The sequence below is a fragment of the Microcoleus sp. C2D2 genome, assembly GCF_036702495.1.
Taxonomy (GTDB): Bacteria; Cyanobacteriota; Cyanobacteriia; order Cyanobacteriales; family Microcoleaceae; genus Microcoleus.
In genome coordinates, this window is the sequence record NZ_JAUBTO010000144.1 from 1 (window position 1) to 19,687 (window position 19,687).

The 19,687-nt window shown below is 44.4% G+C and carries 14 protein-coding genes and 1 pseudogene; 5 read left to right on the top strand and 10 right to left on the bottom strand.

Features of this window, described 5'->3' with window-relative positions:
- Positions 1-71 precede the first annotated feature (71 nt).
- Both QUB61_RS31230 and QUB61_RS31235 read right to left on the bottom strand, forming a co-directional pair.
- A complete protein-coding gene (locus QUB61_RS31230; RefSeq protein WP_333133047.1) occupies positions 72-1,463 on the bottom strand; it encodes a hypothetical protein in 1,392 nt (463 codons plus the stop codon).
- Between the two features lie 171 nt (positions 1,464-1,634).
- On the bottom strand, positions 1,635-2,738 hold the full coding sequence (locus QUB61_RS31235) for a site-2 protease family protein (RefSeq protein ID WP_333133046.1): 1,104 nt from the start codon (positions 2,736-2,738) through the stop codon (positions 1,635-1,637).
- Positions 2,739-3,105: 367 nt separating this feature from the next.
- On the opposite strand from QUB61_RS31235, the gene QUB61_RS31240 reads away from it, so the two are divergent.
- Positions 3,106-4,179: a DUF3616 domain-containing protein gene (locus QUB61_RS31240; RefSeq protein WP_333133045.1), complete on the top strand. Its 1,074-nt coding sequence runs from the start codon at positions 3,106-3,108 to the stop codon at positions 4,177-4,179.
- Positions 4,180-4,256: 77 nt separating this feature from the next.
- Here the strand turns inward: QUB61_RS31240 and QUB61_RS31245 are convergent, their stop codons facing one another.
- From QUB61_RS31245 to QUB61_RS31260, 4 genes are all read right to left on the bottom strand, one after another.
- Positions 4,257-6,923 carry a ParA family protein gene (locus QUB61_RS31245; RefSeq protein WP_333133044.1) on the bottom strand — a complete coding sequence of 889 codons (2,667 nt, stop codon included), beginning with the start codon at positions 6,921-6,923 and terminating at the stop codon, positions 4,257-4,259.
- Complete coding sequence (locus QUB61_RS31250) at positions 6,920-7,375, bottom strand: HEPN domain-containing protein (RefSeq protein WP_333133043.1); 456 nt, start codon at positions 7,373-7,375, stop codon at positions 6,920-6,922. The genes QUB61_RS31245 and QUB61_RS31250 overlap by 4 nt, the downstream gene beginning before the upstream one ends.
- 141 nt (positions 7,376-7,516) lie before the next feature.
- The gene (locus tag QUB61_RS31255) at positions 7,517-9,154 is read right to left on the bottom strand and encodes an AAA family ATPase (RefSeq protein ID WP_333133042.1); all 1,638 of its coding nucleotides are present in this window, start codon (positions 9,152-9,154) and stop codon (positions 7,517-7,519) included.
- 199 nt (positions 9,155-9,353) lie between these two features.
- Positions 9,354-9,713: a DUF2470 domain-containing protein gene (locus QUB61_RS31260; RefSeq protein ID WP_333133041.1), complete on the bottom strand. Its 360-nt coding sequence runs from the start codon at positions 9,711-9,713 to the stop codon at positions 9,354-9,356.
- 123 nt (positions 9,714-9,836) lie between these two features.
- Here QUB61_RS31260 and QUB61_RS31265 point away from each other — a divergent pair, with 123 nt between their 5' ends.
- Together QUB61_RS31265 and QUB61_RS31270 are read left to right on the top strand one after the other, a co-directional pair.
- On the top strand, positions 9,837-10,214 hold the full coding sequence (locus QUB61_RS31265; RefSeq protein ID WP_333133039.1) for a transcriptional regulator: 378 nt from the start codon (positions 9,837-9,839) through the stop codon (positions 10,212-10,214).
- 122 nt (positions 10,215-10,336) lie between these two features.
- Positions 10,337-10,624, top strand: a complete 288-nt coding sequence (locus QUB61_RS31270; RefSeq protein WP_333133038.1) for a DUF433 domain-containing protein — start codon at positions 10,337-10,339, stop codon at positions 10,622-10,624.
- A gap of 168 nt (positions 10,625-10,792) precedes the next feature.
- Here QUB61_RS31270 and QUB61_RS31275 read toward each other — a convergent pair whose 3' ends face one another.
- Complete coding sequence (locus QUB61_RS31275; RefSeq protein ID WP_333133037.1) at positions 10,793-12,955, bottom strand: flotillin family protein; 2,163 nt, start codon at positions 12,953-12,955, stop codon at positions 10,793-10,795.
- Positions 12,956-13,156: 201 nt separating this feature from the next.
- Between QUB61_RS31275 and QUB61_RS31280 the strand changes: the two genes are divergently transcribed.
- Complete coding sequence (locus tag QUB61_RS31280; protein ID WP_333133036.1) at positions 13,157-14,578, top strand: serine/threonine-protein kinase; 1,422 nt, start codon at positions 13,157-13,159, stop codon at positions 14,576-14,578.
- 54 nt (positions 14,579-14,632) lie between these two features.
- Positions 14,633-16,015 carry a serine/threonine-protein kinase gene (locus QUB61_RS31285; RefSeq protein WP_333133034.1) on the top strand — a complete coding sequence of 461 codons (1,383 nt, stop codon included), beginning with the start codon at positions 14,633-14,635 and terminating at the stop codon, positions 16,013-16,015.
- A gap of 319 nt (positions 16,016-16,334) precedes the next feature.
- On the opposite strand, the gene QUB61_RS31290 is transcribed toward QUB61_RS31285, so the two are convergent.
- From QUB61_RS31290 to QUB61_RS31300, 3 genes and pseudogenes are all read right to left on the bottom strand, one after another.
- Positions 16,335-18,683: a PhoX family phosphatase gene (locus tag QUB61_RS31290; RefSeq protein WP_333133033.1), complete on the bottom strand. Its 2,349-nt coding sequence runs from the start codon at positions 18,681-18,683 to the stop codon at positions 16,335-16,337.
- A gap of 280 nt (positions 18,684-18,963) precedes the next feature.
- Positions 18,964-19,431, bottom strand: coding sequence for a hypothetical protein (locus QUB61_RS31295; RefSeq protein ID WP_333133032.1), 468 nt, complete (start codon positions 19,429-19,431; stop codon positions 18,964-18,966).
- Positions 19,432-19,490: 59 nt separating this feature from the next.
- Positions 19,491-19,687, bottom strand: a pseudogene (locus tag QUB61_RS31300) (hypothetical protein); the annotation flags it as partial.

Below are 19,687 nucleotides of genomic sequence, written 5' to 3' on the forward strand. Positions count from 1 at the left end.
ACTAATGACTAATGACTAATGACTAATGACTAATGACTAATGACTAATGACTAATGACTAATGACTAATGACTAATCTTTATCTTTTTTGATGGGTTTTTGTTGAGAAAAAACTCGACAGTTATTGAGGTCAATAAACAACTGTTCTTCTTGAGGGTTGTCTGACATATTCACTAAATTATACTGAACATTTTCTCCATAAATAGTTAGAGCAATCTGGCAAACTTCTAAAAAATTAATGAGCCACTGACATTCAGCAGCCGAGTTATCTTGATAGTATTCAATTAATCGAGCACAACAAAGTTCTAAGTAGGTTCTTGAATGGGGTGAAATCAAAATAATTTTGACAATTATAATTGCTAGTGTTAAAGGATTTAGTTTAGTGGCAAACAGTTGAAATAAGGCTGTCGGTTCCCCGGAATTTTCCACAGTCAAACATTTGATTAGATAATTGCCAGTTCTGAGATGCAGGGCGGTGGTCAAAGTTTCTTCGTGATTTTCGGGATGAAAATTATCTAAACTATTAATTATTTGTTCTTGATAAATATCAGTTAAAGAAAGTTTTTCGTCGTACTCAAATAAATACTTAATCAGAGATTCCTTAAACTGCTTGTAGGTAATATTTTGACTCTGACTGAGAAAAATATTTGCTAAGCTGCGATAGCTGAAGGAGCCTCGGTTGACCAAAATTATTTTGATTAAACGCAGGGCTTCATCTCCTAAAAGTGTGGGATTATGATAATTATTTAATTTGGATGCGGCAGACTGAGAGCGAGAGGTATACATTGCTAGGTCAAACTTGTACTTGTCTTTGAGCTGGTGCGACAATAGTCTGGCTGTTTGGCGTTCTTCGGGGGTGTTTTTAGCATCTAGATATTGAGCGGCTAGCAAATAAGGCTGATAGCGAGAAGCCCAGTGATTTGGTACCGGCTGGTAGTCGGCGTACTTTAATACACATAACTTGAGGTCTTCATAGTCTTTGCTGCGGACAAAGTTTGTCAGCCACACTCTCAGTATTTTGAGACAATTGTCCGGGTGGGGTTCGGTGAGGGTTCTATCGCTAATAATTTTAATTAAGTCGCGACCAAGTTGGTATTCTCTCTGAGTGATCCAGTTATTTAATAAGATGTAACAGCAGCGTTTAAATAAGTTGTTAAATTCTCGTTGACTGTCAAATTTAATTATTGTGTGTAAAGCTTGAATTAATTTCTGGTTAGCTGGAGGAATCAGTTCGATAAATATGTTTTTAAAGTGCTGCAAAACTACTTCTGAGGTGGAGTTGTTGATGTGAGATATAAAAAATTTGTAAATGATCTCTTGAGCTGCTGAAACTGTCAGCTCGGACTTTTTTAATTGACCTGTTGGTTGAGGCGCCAGCCCCTGGGGTAATATATTGTTTGTGAGAGCCTGCCGAACTTTTGACTTGGCTGTTTCGGATGGAGAAGAAAAGTGCTGATATCGCATAGCGTCCTCGCTCAGATGACCCATACACTATTATACTTATCATCCTTGATTTGCAGCTAATAATTTATTGTTGGAATTGACTTTTGTCAAGCTACAGTTAACCCCCCCGATCGCCCTTTTGTAAGGAGAAATCGAGGGGGTTAACTCTTATTTGTCAACTATCTGAGGATATCAAGCAGGGTTGGCTTGATCTCGTCTTTGCAGCAGGCGGGCAATTTCAGCTTTTTCTACAAGTCCGACGAGGACGCCGTTTTCGCGAATGACGGGGAGTTCTTGTACTTTAAGCTGTTCTAGGAGGGTGACGACTTCGAGGAGGGATAATTCGGGTTTGACGGTTGTGGAAAATTCGATCGGCTTCACGAGTTCTTTCACTAAAACTTCGGGCCAGCGTCCGGTAGGAATGGTTTTGAGGTCGTCGAGGTCGATCGCCCCTACCAATTGTCCCGCATCATCGGTAACTAGGAACCGACGCCAGGTTTGAGCGCTACCGATAACGTAGTTGTTGGCAAATTCTCTGAGGGATAAGTGTTCTGGCACGATCGGGCTTTCGGGGGTCAAAGCATCTGCAGCTGTCAGCCCTGCTAGTTGATTTTGCACTGTGGCATATTGTGCAGATTTGCCGGCATTTTGCAGTAAGAACCAACCGATTACTAGATTCCAAATATTGCCGAATATGCCTGTAGCCACGGCAATCCAACCAATTATTTGACCGACGCGGCTAGCAAAAATTACACCTTTGTAAGGGTTGCCGGTAATTTTCCAGACGATCGCTTTGAGGATGTTGCCACCGTCGAGGGGCAAACCGGGAATTAAGTTAAATAAGGCTAAAACTAAGTTGATGGAAGCTAAAAGTCCGACGATGGCGGCTGCGGGGCCTGTGAGACCAGCACCGATGCCGATCGCTGTTAACAAACCCGATAAAAATAAGCTCACCAACGGGCCTGCAATGGCTACCCAAAATGCTTCGGCTGGGGTTTTTGATTCTCTTTCTAAATTAGCCAGTCCGCCAAACAGAAATAGCGAAATCGATTTCACGCCAATTCCCTGTTTAATGGCTACCCAACTGTGTCCTAATTCGTGGGCTAAGACGGAAGCAAATAACAGTAACGCTGTGAATAATCCCAGCATCCAGGGCGCTACGGGGCCCAACGCGGGAAACCAGGCAGCTAATTGGCCGCCGTACTGCCAGGTTACTAAACCCAGAACTAAAAACCAAGATGCGTTGACAAAGAAGGGAATCCCAAACAGGTTGCCGACGCGAAATGTACCGTTCATAATGGCTACCTCTGATTTTACGAATGAGAGGTTTTTCTCTCTGTCTCCTTATCGTAACGAAACGTAACGAGGATGTTAATGCTTAAATTAGGGTGTTATCCGTCTGTGGAGGTTCGGTTTGCGGAATAATCACCGCCGGCTGCGGTTGGGGCCGCCAAGGGTTAAAAACCCCTGTCTGAAACCGGAAGTCCTCGCTATGAGGCCTTAGGAGTATATCAGTTTTAGTTTTCAGTCGGTTTTAACCGAATGCAAGCTTTGAGACGGGGAATTAATTCCCGGCGGACTATTACACCTGTGGCAAGAGCTCAGTTTGAATCGACTTTAGCTATAATGACTTACCCTAAGAATAGTTTTGGTGCTAATAATTATGCCAGAATCTTTTTTGCTCGGCCGGCTGCTGCTGCAATTCAACAGCGAAGCCGCTGATATTATTACAGACTTATCCGCTGTTGCTTTAACTCCCGATGGCAATTTGTGGGTTGGTTCCGATGAAACGACTTCGATCGAGCGTTTGTCGCCTGTGGGGCCTCATATTTTTGGAAAACATCAAAGATTGGCGATCGCAGATTTTATCGATCTACCTGGAAAATGCGAAATCGATATCGAAGGAATGGATTTCAGCAGCGATTATCTTTGGCTGGTCGGTTCTCACAGCACAAAACGCAAAAAAACTAAAGGCAAAGACGCCGACAAAGACATTGAAAATTTAGCACAAATCGAGACAGAGGTCAACCGCTATTTGCTGGCACGAATTCCTGTAAAAAACGGGACTTTGTGCAAATCAATTTCCCATCCTGAAAATCCCAAAAACCAACTGAAAGCGGGATACCTTCAGCGGACAAAAACCGGGAATTTGCTGACTGATGCGCTGAAAGATGACAGGCACCTCGGCTTGTATTTATCTGTGCCGGTTCCGAGTAAAGAAAATGGCTTTGATATTGAAGGGTTGGCGGTGCGGGGCGATCGCATTTTGCTCGGTTTGCGGGGGCCGGTGCTGGGGGGTTGGGCGATAATTTTAGAAATAGAAGTTGAAGAGGCAGAACCGGGAGTTTTAAGGCTTAAGGAAATTGGGAAAAAAGGCAAATTGTACAACAAACATTTTGTTGATTTGAACGGTTTGGGCGTGCGAGAATTGTGCTGGAAGGGGGAAGATTTGATTGTTTTAGCCGGGCCGACGATGACTTTATCGGGGGCGATGAGGGTTTTTCGGTTAAAGGGGATTTTAGGGCGATCGGGCGACAGTATTACTGGGCAAGATGGGGGAGATTTGGAGGTATTGTTTGATTTGCCTTTTAAGGTGGGTACGGACAATGCTGAGGGGTTGAGCCTGTTTCCCTATTTGGACGGGCAGAATTCGCTGTTAGTGGTTTACGATTCGCCGGATGCGGGGAGAATGGTTGAGAAAACTGCTATTCTTGCTGATGTTTTTAGGTTGGGGTGAACAGAATTTACCAAGCAGCCGAAGCATACCTTATTCAACGGAAAACTGCTGTAGTTGCTTGTCTATCCAGATATCTTTTACCTTTGTCCTTTGCGAACCATCTTCAGTCCATACAGATACAATTCAGCAACAGCATAGAGACGGGGGGGAGGCTCTTGAGGTCGAGAGCGTTCTGTAAGAATACCAGCGTCTACCATCTCCCTGATGAGTTCCGCTAATTTTATATCCTTTACCCCCCATATTTCAGCCAGTTGGGTCTCATCAATGGGAGAACGCTCGTCCTGCAATTTTGTTAGATATTCTGCCAGTTCAGGGTATTCGTCGCGTACCTCATCCACCCGTTGGGCAGAAACATATGGCAAAGCTTGGATCAGTGCCTTTGGACGTAAAACTATCTCAGGACTGTATTCTATAGAAGAAAAATTTTTCTCCGCTTCGACTGCCTTTTGTAACAGCAATACTAAACTTCGAGGGAAACAGTTCTTTTGTCCGTCAGCAATACGGGTGCGAACCCAGTTATATGTGTAGGCTTTTTTCGTGCGACCCATCCGCTCACCCCATAGGGGATAAAGGCTAGTACGCAATTGTTCTAACTCAATTGTATTGAGTCGATCGACAGTAACTCCCAATTTTTCCTCAAAAGATTTGCTCAAAGTCTCAGAACTTGTCAGGGATTGGCGCAGTACAAGTCTCCAAAGATCGGCTTCATCCCAGCGGAGTTGCAGCGATCGTCCGCTGTAATGTCCTTTGTTAGTAAAGTTGAGCTGCTTCCAGATATCTTCTCGCAAAAATATCTTGGGGACAATACTTTTCCAACTTGTTCCGCTTTCCAACCACCAAGCAAGCAAGGCTTCGAGGGCACGCTTTCGACGCTGATAGTCTTTTTGAGTAGAGCCAAAGCCAGCATCTAGCTCATCGTAAAGCAGCCACACACGCTGACTATTTTCTTGCAGCCAACGGTCAACAGCGCGCAGTCGATCGCCTGATTGCGAGGAATTAGTTTTGTCTGCCAACCAGGAGACAATTTCAGCGTGTTCGGGGTTTTGTTGAGAACTTAATTTAACCATATCCTCATCTAAATTAGATAGAGAACGCAATTCTGGTAAAGCCCTATACAGTTGCAATAGAGCATAATTTAACCAGAAGGATGGCCAGTTATTCTCGCCCACCTGTTGTTCATAACTAGCCAGATCGGCCCTTTCTAGTATTTGTCCGTACAGTCTGGGTTGGCCGTGACCTGCAATAAAATGAACGTTGTTTAAATCAACATCAGAATGAGCTAAGTTTTGGGCTGTTTCTGATTCTTCAACAAAAAGTCTGAACAGCAAACTTTTTCCTGTTCCCTTAGCACCTCTGATTAGCCAAATTTTATTACTTAAAAATATTGGAAAATCTTCCGTTGTATGGAATATATTTGGAATACTAGATGATTCTAATTCTTGAGCTGTTGCTGCTTGAAAACACAACTCATTTAAGATATTTTGCTCTTCGACATTTGTAGTTGCTAAGCTAGATTTAATATCGGGCAAGCTAGCATCAATGACCTCTGCAATCGGCAGATACTCAACTAATAAGCTGTTAGATACGTTATTGACGAGACTCGACAAAGTGGCTATGTTGGGATTATATAAAATTTCGTTGTAAAGTTCCTCAACTTTTGTTTTTTCAGGCAAGCCCCAGTTCTCCTCAATCCAACTCTCAACTTCATTAGTCCAAATTCGCTGCAATTCATCTACTACGGGTGGGATAGGTGTTAGGAGAAAATGAATATCGGGCTTGCCTTGATAATCTTTTTGTTTTTTAACAGCTTGTACAACCCAACGCAGTCCTTGATAACTTTGATCGGTTGGCAAAAAGCAGATGATTGCCATGTCTGCTAGATCGAACAAGGCGATCGCGCTAGTGTCATTAAAACCTGGTCTAGCGTCAATCAGAATAACATCGGGATCGAGTCGCTCTTTGATATCGGTTATCAGTTGTTGAACAGGATTTATTTCGCCTTTGCCTTTATAGAAAGATTGTAAACTATGGCGATCGAGGTCAGCTAACCGATGAATATAATTTTCGTTATACTCTCCAGCCGGAACTAAAAACAGTTCCCCGCGAGTGCCTAAGTTAACCTGACAAATACAGTTATCAATAGTAGGGATATTTTGACCGGGAGTTAAATATCTTTGGTGTAGGTAATCCAATACGCCATACTGTTCTTCATTAATATTCTCCACATCGGTTTGAAACAAGACTGAAATGCCAGGGGCTTCAAGGTCGAAATCTACCATGACTACTCGACGGTTGCGGGTTGCCAAAATACCTGCTACCAATCCTAATGCGGTAGAGCGACCGACTCCTCCCTTAAAAGAATAGAATGTGACCACTAATGGACGTTTGGAACTATCTTCATCTAAAATTGCTGGCTGATCGGGTTCGGGAGCCATTAAAACATCTGACCACAGCGGTATTTGAATATGTTCGGGAGGTTCGTCAGCAGCTTCTTGTGGAGTTAACAAATCATAACCAGCCATTGGGTATTGACCCAAATAACAACCTATATTCTCTAAAAAACTGTCAATTTCCTCTTCGCGTTCAGCTAAGGACTTGCCATCAAAATAGCTGGTAACTACTCGAAGCTTCAGCCACCCTAGGGATGTGCGCTTAATCTTAATCTGAGTTTGCGGATCTTTATTTTTTAAAACTTGGCTGAGATGTTCGGAAATTTGTTGTTCTAATATAATTGTATCATTCATGATGATTTTCCTTGTTTTACTAGTATGAATTGATGTAACTTTTCTACGGCCTCTAGAAATCGCCTGCTGTCTTTTTCATCACCTAATTTATCTGAATAGCGCAGTTCATCATTTCGCCAAAGTGATGTAATTGTATTCCAGGCCTCTTGATAAGAGTTGGTTCTATCTAATTTGATGTCACGCTGTAGCGAAGCCAAACACTCTAATAATTTAATTAAGTTATGCAAATCTGAACCTTGCAGTCCTTTTTTTTTAAAGCTACTAGTCTCTTTGAAATTGTTTATCTTTGGACCCTCTTCGTAACAAATGAGGGATTTGAGAGAACATTCGATCGCATAACCACCTAGGTACATAGCACCAGACCAACGTTTTTGCTGATGCAATGCTTGAGCATCTTTCAGTCGGTGACGAGATGCACCTAGCTGAACGCGCCTATCATAAGTATCTGTCAATGGACTTACCTCCAGTATCACTTGAGTTTCCGATCGAGCTAGCGGAGCTTTAAGTTTACAGTAGCACTTGATGGCAATTACAAGTGGCAGTCAAGCGATCGTACAAACGAACTGATGCCCAATTACGGCCGCGAAATTGGGTTAATTGTCGATCGCATCCCTTCGCCGCTGACTGTAGCGTTTCAATTCATCAATTAAGTGAGTATCGTTAGAAGCTGTTCTCGCGCCCGCTTCCGCCGCCCAGCGCTTCAAATCTTCAATTTGCGATCGCGCGATCGCAGCTAAAGGTACAGTATCCTCAATCGACCTCAAAATATCCTCCGTCATCAAATCTCGGCGCTGTCCGTTGACAAAAGTGCCAAAGGCTCGATACAATCCATCAATTACAACTTGCTCGATTTCTGCACCGCTAAAATTCTCAGCGCACTTCGCCAAAACCCCCAAATCAAACTCGCGCAATCTAGTCGGTCGCAAACGCTGCAAATGCACTTTAAAGATATCTTGCCGTTCCGATTCTGATGGCAAATTCAAAAAGAAAATTTCATCAAATCTGCCCTTTCTCAGCAACTCTGCCGGCAAAATCCGCACGTTATTTGCAGTTGCGACGATAAACACCGGACTGGTTTTTTCCTGCATCCAAGTGATCAAACTGCCGAATACCCGGCGCGAAGTTCCCGAATCGCCGTCGCCACCGCTGATAATGTTGCCGAAGGCTTTATCTATTTCATCGATCCACAAAACGCAAGGTGCGATCGCCTCTGCCAATTGTATCATTTGCCTGACGCGGCTTTCGCTTTCCCCGACAATGCCACCAAACAGCCTCCCGGTATCCAACCGCAACAGCGGCAAACGCCATTCGCAAGCAATAGTTTTCGCAGATAAAGATTTGCCAGTTCCTTGAATTCCTACTAACAAAACGCCTTTAGGATTGGGTATTCCGTAGCGTCGCGCCTCCTCAGTAAAAGCATCTTGCCGCATCTTTACCCACTGTTTCAAATTCTCCAATCCGCCCACACTTTTCAGGGATTCTCTAGAATTGAAAAACTCCAAAATTCCCGTCTGGCGAATTGCTTGCTGTTTCTCCTCCAAAACTCCGTCAATATCTGACTCGTTGATTTGCTGTTTGGCGGCCAAAGCTTTAGCCAAAACCCGCCCGATTCGAGCGCGGCTCAAACCCTGACAAGCTTTAACCAACTGTTCCCTTGCTAAACCGCTAACTTGCAACTGTTGCGGCTTTTCCACAACGTGGGAAATTAAACTGTCGATTTCTGGGACGTTCGGCAAAGGAAAATCAATTACTGTCACTTCTTCTTTCAATTCTTCTGGCAATTCCAGGGCGACAGAAGTGAGGATGATAGTTTTTTTGCTGCGCTTCAATTCCCGCGTTAAATTCCGCAATTCCCGCACTACCGGCGCATTTTTTTCGGTGTAGGGATATTTCAAAACAGGGTGCAAATCCCGCAGGACAAATATGGTATATTCTTCAACAGCAGTTTTGCCGATGCGATCGAGCGCCGCCATTACCGAACCTTTCCCAGAACCGTTATCCTCCCAGCCGCGCACGAGATCCCACCGCAATACCCGGCGCGCGGGAGTTACTTGCAGCGCTACTTGGGCAATTACAGCCTCGATCGGTTCCTCCTCCGCCCCGACAATGTACAGCAGCGAATAGCGGGCGCGAATCATCAAATCTAGTCGCTTTACCAGTGCCTCGAAAGGGTTATTTTTACCGCCCTTGACGGCATCTAATTCTCGGTATTGGGGGTATTTTTCTGTCATTTTATTTGATATCTTTTGATATCTTAGATGTATATTCAACTTTATTAAATGTTTTGTTTGCAGTCAGGACTTTAGCCCTTAAAATGCATTTAACCGGAGTCGAAGTTTGTAGTAAGGAATTGAGTCCTTAACAACTATTTAGCCGGACTAAAGTCTGTACTGCGAACGTTAAAATTATAACAGAATAGTGAGCAGTTGGCTACTTAGCAACTTTTCGAGCTTGTTTCACCATTTCAATAAGAGTGTGGTGAGCATCTTCGGCATCTGTTAAAGTGCGATCGAAATTTACTCTGACAGGCAAAGTTTCGCCATTGACTTGAGCGGTTAAATCCATGCCGTTGGCATCAATAGCCAGCATTTGAGCTTCTGTCGCCTCCGGTTTGCCGCCAAATGCTTGAGCGTACAGCACTACAGCACTAGCGTGGTCTTCGTTCATGTGAGCGCAGATGCGATCGCTAATCTCAGTGGAAAACTGTTCTGACATGGGAGATTCCTCAGATGCAATATCGATCGATTGTACTGCGATCGGTACAAAGATTTCAAGAGCGATGAATTGCATCAAGAGTTATAAGTTATAAATAAATAAATTATATCCGAGTTAATCGGCGTTAATCTGCCGTTTACAAATCAAATTATTTAACTAAAATGATAATGTTGTACTTTCTTAATATTGCACAGTCACATGAAAAACTCTAGCGCTTATATCGAACCGATCAAAACATTTCCCCCGCGACCCATAACTGCTGAGGAGGAATTAATTGCCACTCAAAAAGCGATCGGATCTTTGTTGGATAAAGGCGAACTGACTCCCGACGAACGCGACTACCTCCACGTACTGGGAATGTTTGTTTACGAGTACGAGCAAACTTTAGAACCCATACCTGACATTTACGGAGTAGAACTGTTACAGGCTTTAATAGAAGAATTTGAAATCAGACAAAAAGACTTAGTTCCTATTTTTAAAGCCCAGTCTATTGTCTCCAAACAACAGATTCGCGAAATTCGGGTGATAGCAATTGGCCAACACAAACTGTTGTGGGTTCAGAAACCGGGTTTTTGACAAAAATACTTCGCTTTCACCCGCAGATTCGGCCAAAAACCCGGTTTCTTTAGTCGCAGCCCGAGCGAGCAATGTTAATAATTTATGCTATAAAACTCTAATTTTTAACCCGGGATTCACCTATGCCAACTTTAACTGATATTGGCACTCTCATCATTTCTACACCAGAAACCTGTGGAAATCGCCCCCGCATCGCAGGCACTAGAATAACAGTTCAACGAATCGCCGTTTGGTACAAAATGGGGATGAAACCCGAAGAAATTATTGCAGAAACTCTCCACTTAAATTTAGCACAAGTTCATGCAGCACTAGCTTATTACTACGCCAATAAACAGCAAATAGATACTGATATTGCTGATGAAGACGCTGAGTGCGATCGCTTAGCCAATGAACAAAAAGTGGGGAGTTAATCGTTAGATACCCTGACTTCTTAAAGAAGTCAGGTATAAGCTGTTGCGGCATTTAAATTGTATGTCAAAAAAAATTCAAGTCTTGTGGGGTGGGCGTCCCGCCCGCCCGGAATATACAATTTAAATGCGCGACAGCTTATGAGTATTCTATCGTACAAACTGCACAGCCTAACTAAAAGATCGATCGTCAAACGGCAATTCATCAAACCGCGAATTAATATCAGCCTCAGCATTCGCAACAGGGGAATTAGCGCCAGATGTCGGCGGCTTAACAGAATTCACCTTGGCTATCGGTAAGTTGGCGGCAGGTTCCGATTTCTGTAGGTTAACTACAGGTAATTCTCCTCCATTTTCTCCATTTTTGCTCGTTTGATTCCACATCATCATTCCCAGCAAACCATCAACCAAACCGCCACCGCTACCGTTGCCTGTTACCGCAACATCCGGCACAACTCGCACGTTGCGATCGCCTATAATTTGCATTAACTGCAAAGCCGTATAACCGGAACCTCCCAAAGCCACAACACCCGCTCGATAAGCTTCAGCTTGAGCATTTCCCTTCACCCGAATTGACTCAGCTTCGCCTTGAGCTTGTTTCACCTGAGAATTTGCTTTCAACTCAGAAATCTTGACACCTTGCTCGGATTTCACCATCTCTTGTTGAATCTCAGCCAGCGCCGTTTCCCGCACCAATTGTTGCCGCTGAGTTTGTGCTACTTGCTGCACCTCATAAGTTTTGCACTGTTCCTCAGCAATTTTGCGATCGGTTTGAGTTTGCATCAACTCTGCGGGCGGCAATATATCCCCGATTAAAGTATCAATTGCCTGCACGTCGTAGGTACGCAAAGCTGCTTTGATATACTCGGCAGCTTCCGCTTGTCTGCCGCTTCTTGCCGAGAGAAAATCTAATACAGAATAAGCTTGAGCAGAATTGCGGAAATAATTCCCGATTGTCGGCTGCAAAACGTGGTCAACTAAATTCTGCATCGAACCCACGCGAGAGATAACTTTTGGAGCATCCAAGGCTCCAACGTGAATAATCTGAGCTACTTCTAAATCAAAGGCGAAACCGTCTTGAGAACGCACGGTTAAAGACGAAAGTTTAGAATCATAACTGTGCCGTTCTGTTTTACCAGACCAATTCAAAACAATATTTGTAGTCGGCACTAACTCTACTTTCAAAATGCGAGTATTCAGCGGATGTTTCCCCGGATAAAGAGGAGTCACCCACACGCCTTTATTGCCCACATTTACTAAATTTCCGTGAGTGAAAGCAGCACCGCTGACATCTTCCGAGGTTTTGCCGACATAAGAAATCACCGCGCCGACATAGCCGATCGGGATTTCGGTCATCGCCACTTGGTCAATCCCGACAAACCAAGGATTTAAGTTCCACGAACCGGAAAGCAAAACCTGTTCCTGCAAACCGCGCCGCCCGCCGGCGGCGATAAATTTTTGCGCGTTTTGGAAGTTGTCGTGATTCGGAATAATCGGGCCGGCAATTTCGCCATCTTGAATCGGAACGCCATCAAAAGTTGTGACAATTCCTACTTTGTCCGGGGCAATTCTGTACAGCTTTAATTGTTCGGCTGTCATCCCGTGTTTGGCAGCATTGGCCGCTGTAATTACTGTAAATAATGCTGTATTAATTCGATAGCTACCGCCAGTCAAGATGCCGAGTTGTCTACCTTTTTCGCCGCCGCTTTTGAGGAATTTGCGAGCATCTTGAAAATTGTCGCATTCTGTGATTTTGCCGAGGATGCGCTGCGGCGGAATTGACTGACCGCCTGCTGCGATAATCAGAGCAATTTCACCTTGGGGAACTACAGTCAGAGACTCTTTGCGAACGTTGTACTGCAAAGGCCAATAACCCCAGTGCCAACCGGGGGGCAAAGTATCAGCTTGATATCCAGCTTCTCCGTTTAAGGCAATTAAATCTCCGGGGGGTAAAGACTTGCCGCCGAAGCTAAACTTTTTACTGACAATGCCAACTTCGCGATCGCCAATTACTACCAATCCGCCAAAAAATAGCGGCAGCACCAGAATAATTATCATACCGCCGATCGCGATCGGGATAAATCCGCCCGGATCGAGCTGCATTGTCTGCACGGGAACAGTGCTGCGCAACTGCCCTAGCTGCAAGCTAGAATCTGGTTTTGCGGCTAGCTGAGTCGAGGTTTGATTTGCGGGGGGGATATTGCTAGCGGCTAATACCGGCGAGGGTTTCAAACTGGTTGTTGCACTAAGAGCTAAAGCCGCCGAAACAGCGGCTGCAAACTGTTTTAAAACGCGGACTTTGACTTGAGATTTCGGCAAAAGTGAATAAAGCATTTTTTTGATAAGGGCTAATTTGTCCTATGAGCTCCAGCTTAGCCTCGATCCCAAGTTTTGACGTAAAACTTAAGGTCTTATTTATCATTATTTTTTGTCATAATAGTCATATAATAATCATAATTAAAGTTTGTAACAAATCCAGCACTCCTCGCTAAGGCTGAAGTATAATAAAAGCGGTCAATATTTATAGTAAAAAATATGGTAGAGCGAGTGTTAAAAGAACGTTATGCCATTCAGCAATGCCTGGGAAAAAATGGGGGACGACAAACTTTGCTGGCGCGCGACTTACAAACTCAGGAGTTAGTCGTCATCAAAATCCTTACTTTTAGTGCAGATTTCCAATGGAACGATTTAAAACTATTTGAACGAGAAGCCACAACCTTACAGTCACTTTCCCATCCGGCAATTCCTCGTTACTTAGACCATTTTGAATTTCAGACACCAAAGACTAAAGGGCTTGCACTGGTACAAAGCTATATTGAAGCGAAATCTTTGGCAGAATGGGTTGAATCGGGACGGAATTTTAACGAAAAAGAAATAAAGCAAATCGCTAATAACTTGCTAGAGATTTTGATATATTTGCAACACCAAAACCCGCCAGTAATTCATCGAGATATTAAACCGAGTAATATTCTGCTAGCCGATCGATCGCCCCTCAAACAAAAACACTCCGCCCTTAATAAAGGTGGTTGGTTGGGTGAAGTTTACTTAGTAGATTTTGGTTCAGTTCAAACCTTAGCAGCGAGAGAAGGCAGCACGGTTACTGTAGTCGGAACTTACGGATATATGCCGCCCGAACAATTTGGCGGGCGCGCGGTTCCGGCTTCCGATCTTTATGGCTTGGGTGCAACGTTAATTTACTTAGTAACGGGACTCCATCCAGCCGACTTGCCGCAGGAAGATTTGCGTATTAATTTTGAGCCAAAAATCGCTATTAGTTCGGATTTTGTGGACTGGCTGCAGTGGATGACCGAACCAGATTTAAACAGCCGCTTAACCACGGCAGATCGGGCGTTACAAGCACTGGAAAAACCGAAACAGAGGGGGCGATCGCTCCTGCGAAACCCTAGGGCGAGTAATAATGTAAAACTGAATAAAGACAGAAAGAGTTTGGAAATTGTGATTTCTACTTTTTCTCCTCTCTTTTTAGTTAGTGTTTATTTACTAATTCCGTTAATTGCATCGTACCACGTGCTTTTAGTAAGTATATCCTGGATTGTTCTGGCGTTTACTAAGGGTTCTTTTATAGGTGGATTATTCGCAGTATTCGGAGTTACTTACTTGGGCAGTTTTTGTTTATTTTTACTTTTTCAACCCATAAAATTAGTATTTCTTAGACGTATCGCCACTCGACTACTAATCGATGAGGAACAAATTTATTTTACTTCCAACTTCTGGGGATTTTTGCGCTACAATATGCTGCCACCAAGTCCGAGGCAAGCTATCTGTACACTACGATTCATAAGAGATAAATATACATACTCCAGCCTGGGGCGCAATATTCAAATTTGGGCCGGAACGCGGGAATATCAACTTATTACCAGCCATCTCATCGATGACGAGATTGATTGGATAGCAGGGGAACTCAGCGAATGGTTAAATTTGCCTATTAGTGAATAAAGTAGAGATGGCAAATGAAATTAACAATAACTCTCCTCAAGAGGTTTGCAAAAAATGGCAAGTGAAGTTTTAAAAGAACGTTATGTAATCGAGCAACAGCTAAGTCAAACTGCGGGAAGGCGCACGTTTATGGCGCGCGACTTGCACACAGAAGAGTTAGTAGCGATTAAGTTACTGATTTTTGGAGAAGATGTTCGCTGGGATGACTTGAAACTCTTTGAAAGAGAAGCACAAACTTTACAACTGCTTTCTCATCCGGCAATTCCCCGCTATCTGGATTACTTTGAGGTGGATACACCAACGGGTAAAGGATTCGCCTTGGTACAAAGCTATATCCCAGCCAAATCCTTAGAAGAATGGTTAAAAAGCGGGCGAACTTTTAGCAAAGCAGAAGTCAAGCAACTCGCTAAAGCATTACTGGAAATTTTGGACTATCTCCACGGGCAACAGCCACAAGTTATTCACCGAGATATCAAGCCGAGTAATATTTTACTGGCAAATAGCTCGGGCAATAGTGTCGGTGATGTTTATTTAGTTGATTTTGGTTCCATACAGACGTTAGCAGCTAGAAAAGGCAGTACGATTACTGTTGTCGGTACTTACGGATATATGCCGCCCGAACAATTTGGCGGGCGGAATGTTCCAGCTTCCGATATTTACAGTTTGGGTGCAACATTAATTTATTTAGTAACGGGCAGGCATCCAGCCGAGTTATCTCAAGGTAATTTGCAAATTCAATTTGAGTCATTAGTTAATCTCAACCGAGATTTAATCGATTGGCTGAAGTGGATGACACAACCGAGTTTGAACCGCCGCCTTGCATCTGCAAAAGAGGCGCTGGAAGCGCTGGAAAATCCCCGCCCGAAAACACATATCTCGGCGGCGAGACAAAAACTGATCGGGAGCAGGATTAAACTGAAGAAAGATGGTGAGAAGCTAGAGATTTTGATTCCCCCAAAAAAGTTGGGTTTTTGGAGAGGCTACTGGATAGGGACAGGAATGTTGGTTGAGTTGGGGTTAGTTTTATTAATTTTTCAGTTCATAAAAATCATGAGTGAAACCGGGTATATAGTCTTTATGTTAGTGGGTGCGCTGTTTTTACTCATCTTTTCAATTGTTTTGCTATGGTCACTTTTTACTACCTTTTCGCAACACATTCAAACTTATTTCAAAACGACTAAAATAAAACTCGATAGAAAACATATATCCGTGACTAAGCGATACCCGTGGTGTAAATTTTGTGTAGCTCCATTTGTGCATGAAAATATTAGTCCCGAAATTATGTATATCCGGAAAGCCAGGGATTTTAGGTGGCAAGATAAATTTTATAAAACTATAAATTTTTCTGATTTAACTGTCCCGGAAATAGAAGTGCTAGCCCATGAAATAAGTGCAATATCGCACGGAAAACTTGTTTTTATAGTCGGAGATAATTAACTCCTAAACAGATAATAAGTAGAGAAAATCACTACCGCAAAATAGTCTATAGCCCTTTCTTTGTGATTCTGGCGATCGAGCCGCATCCACTAATTTCCAAAAATCATCATGTTCTATTTTACCTATTGCCTATCGATCCACAGTAATAAGTAAGGTTCGTACTGCGAACTTGAGCCCGCAGCCGGAGAGAGGACTCAAGTCCGCACTACCAAAGGTTTTTATTATAGTAATAGATCGCAAATGATATAAATAGGATGAAAAGTAGGGACACGATTTCCGTGTCCCTACTGATATTGCGTACAATAAGAAGCCCATCGCTCTAGACAAACTGACCCGTTGGAGTCGATCGCACTCGGCGAATCCCAATCACCGACGGCATCGGCGATCGGCGCGAATCATCCGAGATATTACTCGGCCACAAACTGCCGCGAGAAACACTACGAGTCTGATTAAAAATAGCACCGTTCAAATCCAACATTTCAATTTGCCGGCTGAGTACAGTACCATCATCGATCGGACAATCTTCCCCGGGATGCTGCACCGAAAGCAACAGCGTATCTCCGACAAAAGTCGGCCCCGTCAATTCGCATCGGTTCGGGCCGCAAGCAAACGGAATTACTGTTCCTGCATTCGGGCCGTCCGTCGGAATGTAAAACAGCCAATTGTTGCCGAAAACACCCGTAAACTCTGAGACATTTCCAGTTTTTTTATGGTCGATCGTCGCTTGTTTCGCCGCCGCACCGACATCAAAACCGTTGTGCGTGCTCGTAGACATATCAGTGACGCCCCAAATATTGCCTTCAGTGTCAAAATCCAAATTGTCTACACTAGCAAATCCCGCCCCAGCTACCGCACCGGCTTCTCCACCTTGAGCCAAACGCTGCCAGCGGAACGTCAAACCTGCACCATCAGGACTGTCTTCAATTATTTTGTAAAGTCCTCCCGACTGCTGAGTGCTGTTGACTGCGCTACCGTATTTAGCAACAGTAAAAATGCGAGAATCTGGATAGCCGTCGCTTCCGGGTGCGGCGTCAGTATAAGCAATGAAAACTTCCTTAGTAGTAGGATTAACTTCCAAATCTTCCGGCCGCGCCGTCGGAGTGCCACCTATTAAATTAGCAGCTAAAAAAGCATCAACTAAAACCGCACCTTGGCTGCTGTAAAAATTAGCAAGAGTTTTATTTGTGTAGCCGGGAAGTGCTGTTGATTCATTGGTTGTATCTACTACAAAAGAACCGCCGTCTTCGGTTTGGCCGGCAATTCCGGCGCGTTTGGGCAAGCGAGTATTTGCATCTCTTTGAGCTTTGCCAAAACTTGCCAATTCTGCCTCGCCCACTTTTTGGGGACTCACCGGATTGGTTTGGGTATTTAATGTTAGCGGCAGCCACCTTCCGGCACCGTTGCGGTTGTATTGGGCGACGTACAAAACGCCGTCTTCAAATAACCGGCTGTTGGTTTTATCTGCAGGATTTGTGACAGTGCCGTTGCTGACAAATTTCCAGGTGTGTCCGCCGCGCCGATCGTCCCCCATGTACACTACTAACTTGCGGCCTGCTTCGGCGCGAATCGCGACGTTTTCGTGGCGGAAACGGCCCAACCATGTGTGTTTGCGGGGGCGGAAACTCGGATCTAGGGGATCGACTTCTACCATCCAGCCGTATTTTTCGCCGACTAAGCCGAATTCCTCACCGGTAGTGCCCTTGGCGTAGCCGGTTTGGCCGCCGTTGGGTTTGACGTTTTCCTGAACTCCGACGAAGAATAGTTCGCTACCTTGGAAGTTTTCTTCGGCGGAGAGGATTGTGCCCCAAGGGGTTGTGCCGCCGGAACAGTTGTAGGCTGTACCGACGATCCGGTTGCCGAGTCCGTCGCTGTTGACTTGCGCGAAGACTTGGGTGGCTGCAGGACCCGTGCCCGTGAGATAGTTATTGTCGCCTTGTCTGGTTCCCCAGGAGGTGACATCTTTGTATTTGTCGGTACGCTGGCTGTTGATTCCGAGGCCTGAAAGTCCGTGGATACGGCGGTTGAGGGAGTCGCCGGCGATCGCCCCAAAGCGTCCGTTGGCTTGTTTGGTGATGCGGACGATCGAACCGCCGAGATTGTACAGGAATTCGCCGAGGGTAGCCTGATTTTTTACAGACAAGTCTATACCGAGGACGGCGCGATCGGTTGTTGGAAATGGTGCCACATCAGACGGCGCTTCCGGCGCCACTTTCGACATCGGGAAGGATACGTACTCGTGGTTAACCCAGAGATAACCGTCGTCATTGCTGCCGCGAAGGGCTATAAAGCCGGTGTAGTCGTTGTTGTAGCCGAAATAGTCTGCCGGATCGGGAAAAACTCGATCGCCCCAGCGGACAATCACGTAACGTTCGTATTCCGGCGGCACAACCACATCGTCAACAACGCTGTAACTGGTTAATCTGGTATCCTGTGAGGCCGCCATCACGGTTCCCTGTCCCCCCGGCGCCGTCGGCATGAAGCTGGGCAGTTCTCGATAAATTGGCAGCGGGTGGGGAAGTCTTACAGGAGTAAAAGATGTCGGAACTACAGCTTCAGCCGAGGTGGAATTGCTGCGGAACAGTTTTTGAGTTAGCCCCGGAGCAAGCACGGTGGTAGCTGCACTGCTACCGAAGAAAATTAGCAGTTGTCGGCGTGTTATTTTAGACATAAATTCCTTATTCAACCCAACATCCCTAATCTGATGATTCCGTATGAAAGTTTATCACTGTTAAATTAAGGGAAGTTAACCTGAAGGTTAATTAAAATAGGGAGATATTTAGGTTAATAAAAAGTTAAATATTGTAAGTGGCAATAGGTAATTGGGAATAGAGAGAGATTCAGGAAAAAATATCTATCCGTGATTTCCGTGTCGTGCTGTTGGTTATTTGTTATTTGTTGCGAATGCCCGATGCCCCATGCCCCATGCCCGATGCCCCATTACCAATATTTCAATCATCTCGAAAACCCGGATCGTTTTCTCGGGATGTCGAGCGACTGGGCGCAACTACATTAATCACTTGCGAAGACCCAGAATTTGCGGTCGAAATCTTGCCGTCTCTGAATCCCAGCAGCAATTGAGCATCCGCAAAATATCTAGTCCACTGTTCGATTGTCGCATCTTTTTGCCAGTGGTGGCGGGATACTCTCGATCGCAAAACTGGAACTCTTTGTCGGTTGCGATCGGCTGTAATGATGATTGTAACTTCTGTTAATGCCGGATTTTCTTGAAACTCGCGGGCGATCGACTCTTTCGCTAAATCTTCCGCCTGCTGCACTAAGCTCGCAAAAGATTGACTGCCGTCCGAATCTAGGGTAAGATAGCTTTCCTTAGTTTCTGCTAAAGATACTGATATATTTGCGGTAAAAATGACCGTTGCCAAAATCCAAGCTGAAAATAAGCGTCGGTGCAAACTCATTATTTTTTAAACTAAATGCTGACAATTGTCAATCATAATCAATAAAAATTAACACCTGATTAAGTTGTGATTAAAATAATATTTTGTATAATCAGATTTGGCCGACAATGGGGCTTGTAGGCTAGATAACTAAATCCTTCTTTATTCTTGCTTTTTCCCTCTCCCTCTTCCTTCTTCCCTCTTCCTTCTTCCTTCTTCCTGACATCCGTTACATCCGTTACATCCGTTACATCCGTTACATCCGCCCTTGCGAATC

Excerpts from the sequence above, each read along its gene's own strand:
- QUB61_RS31230 (WP_333133047.1), bottom strand. The coding sequence starts at position 1,463 with ATGCGATATCAGCACTTTTCTTCTCCATCCGAAACAGCCAAGTCAAAA.
- QUB61_RS31235 (WP_333133046.1), bottom strand. The coding sequence starts at position 2,738 with ATGAACGGTACATTTCGCGTCGGCAACCTGTTTGGGATTCCCTTCTTT.
- QUB61_RS31240 (WP_333133045.1), top strand. The coding sequence starts at position 3,106 with ATGCCAGAATCTTTTTTGCTCGGCCGGCTGCTGCTGCAATTCAACAGC.
- QUB61_RS31245 (WP_333133044.1), bottom strand. The coding sequence starts at position 6,923 with ATGAATGATACAATTATATTAGAACAACAAATTTCCGAACATCTCAGC.
- QUB61_RS31255 (WP_333133042.1), bottom strand. The coding sequence starts at position 9,154 with ATGACAGAAAAATACCCCCAATACCGAGAATTAGATGCCGTCAAGGGC.
- QUB61_RS31260 (WP_333133041.1), bottom strand. The coding sequence starts at position 9,713 with ATGCAATTCATCGCTCTTGAAATCTTTGTACCGATCGCAGTACAATCG.
- QUB61_RS31265 (WP_333133039.1), top strand. The coding sequence starts at position 9,837 with ATGAAAAACTCTAGCGCTTATATCGAACCGATCAAAACATTTCCCCCG.
- QUB61_RS31270 (WP_333133038.1), top strand. The coding sequence starts at position 10,337 with ATGCCAACTTTAACTGATATTGGCACTCTCATCATTTCTACACCAGAA.
- QUB61_RS31275 (WP_333133037.1), bottom strand. The coding sequence starts at position 12,955 with ATGCTTTATTCACTTTTGCCGAAATCTCAAGTCAAAGTCCGCGTTTTA.
- QUB61_RS31280 (WP_333133036.1), top strand. The coding sequence starts at position 13,157 with ATGGTAGAGCGAGTGTTAAAAGAACGTTATGCCATTCAGCAATGCCTG.
- QUB61_RS31285 (WP_333133034.1), top strand. The coding sequence starts at position 14,633 with ATGGCAAGTGAAGTTTTAAAAGAACGTTATGTAATCGAGCAACAGCTA.
- QUB61_RS31290 (WP_333133033.1), bottom strand. The coding sequence starts at position 18,683 with ATGTCTAAAATAACACGCCGACAACTGCTAATTTTCTTCGGTAGCAGT.
- QUB61_RS31295 (WP_333133032.1), bottom strand. The coding sequence starts at position 19,431 with ATGAGTTTGCACCGACGCTTATTTTCAGCTTGGATTTTGGCAACGGTC.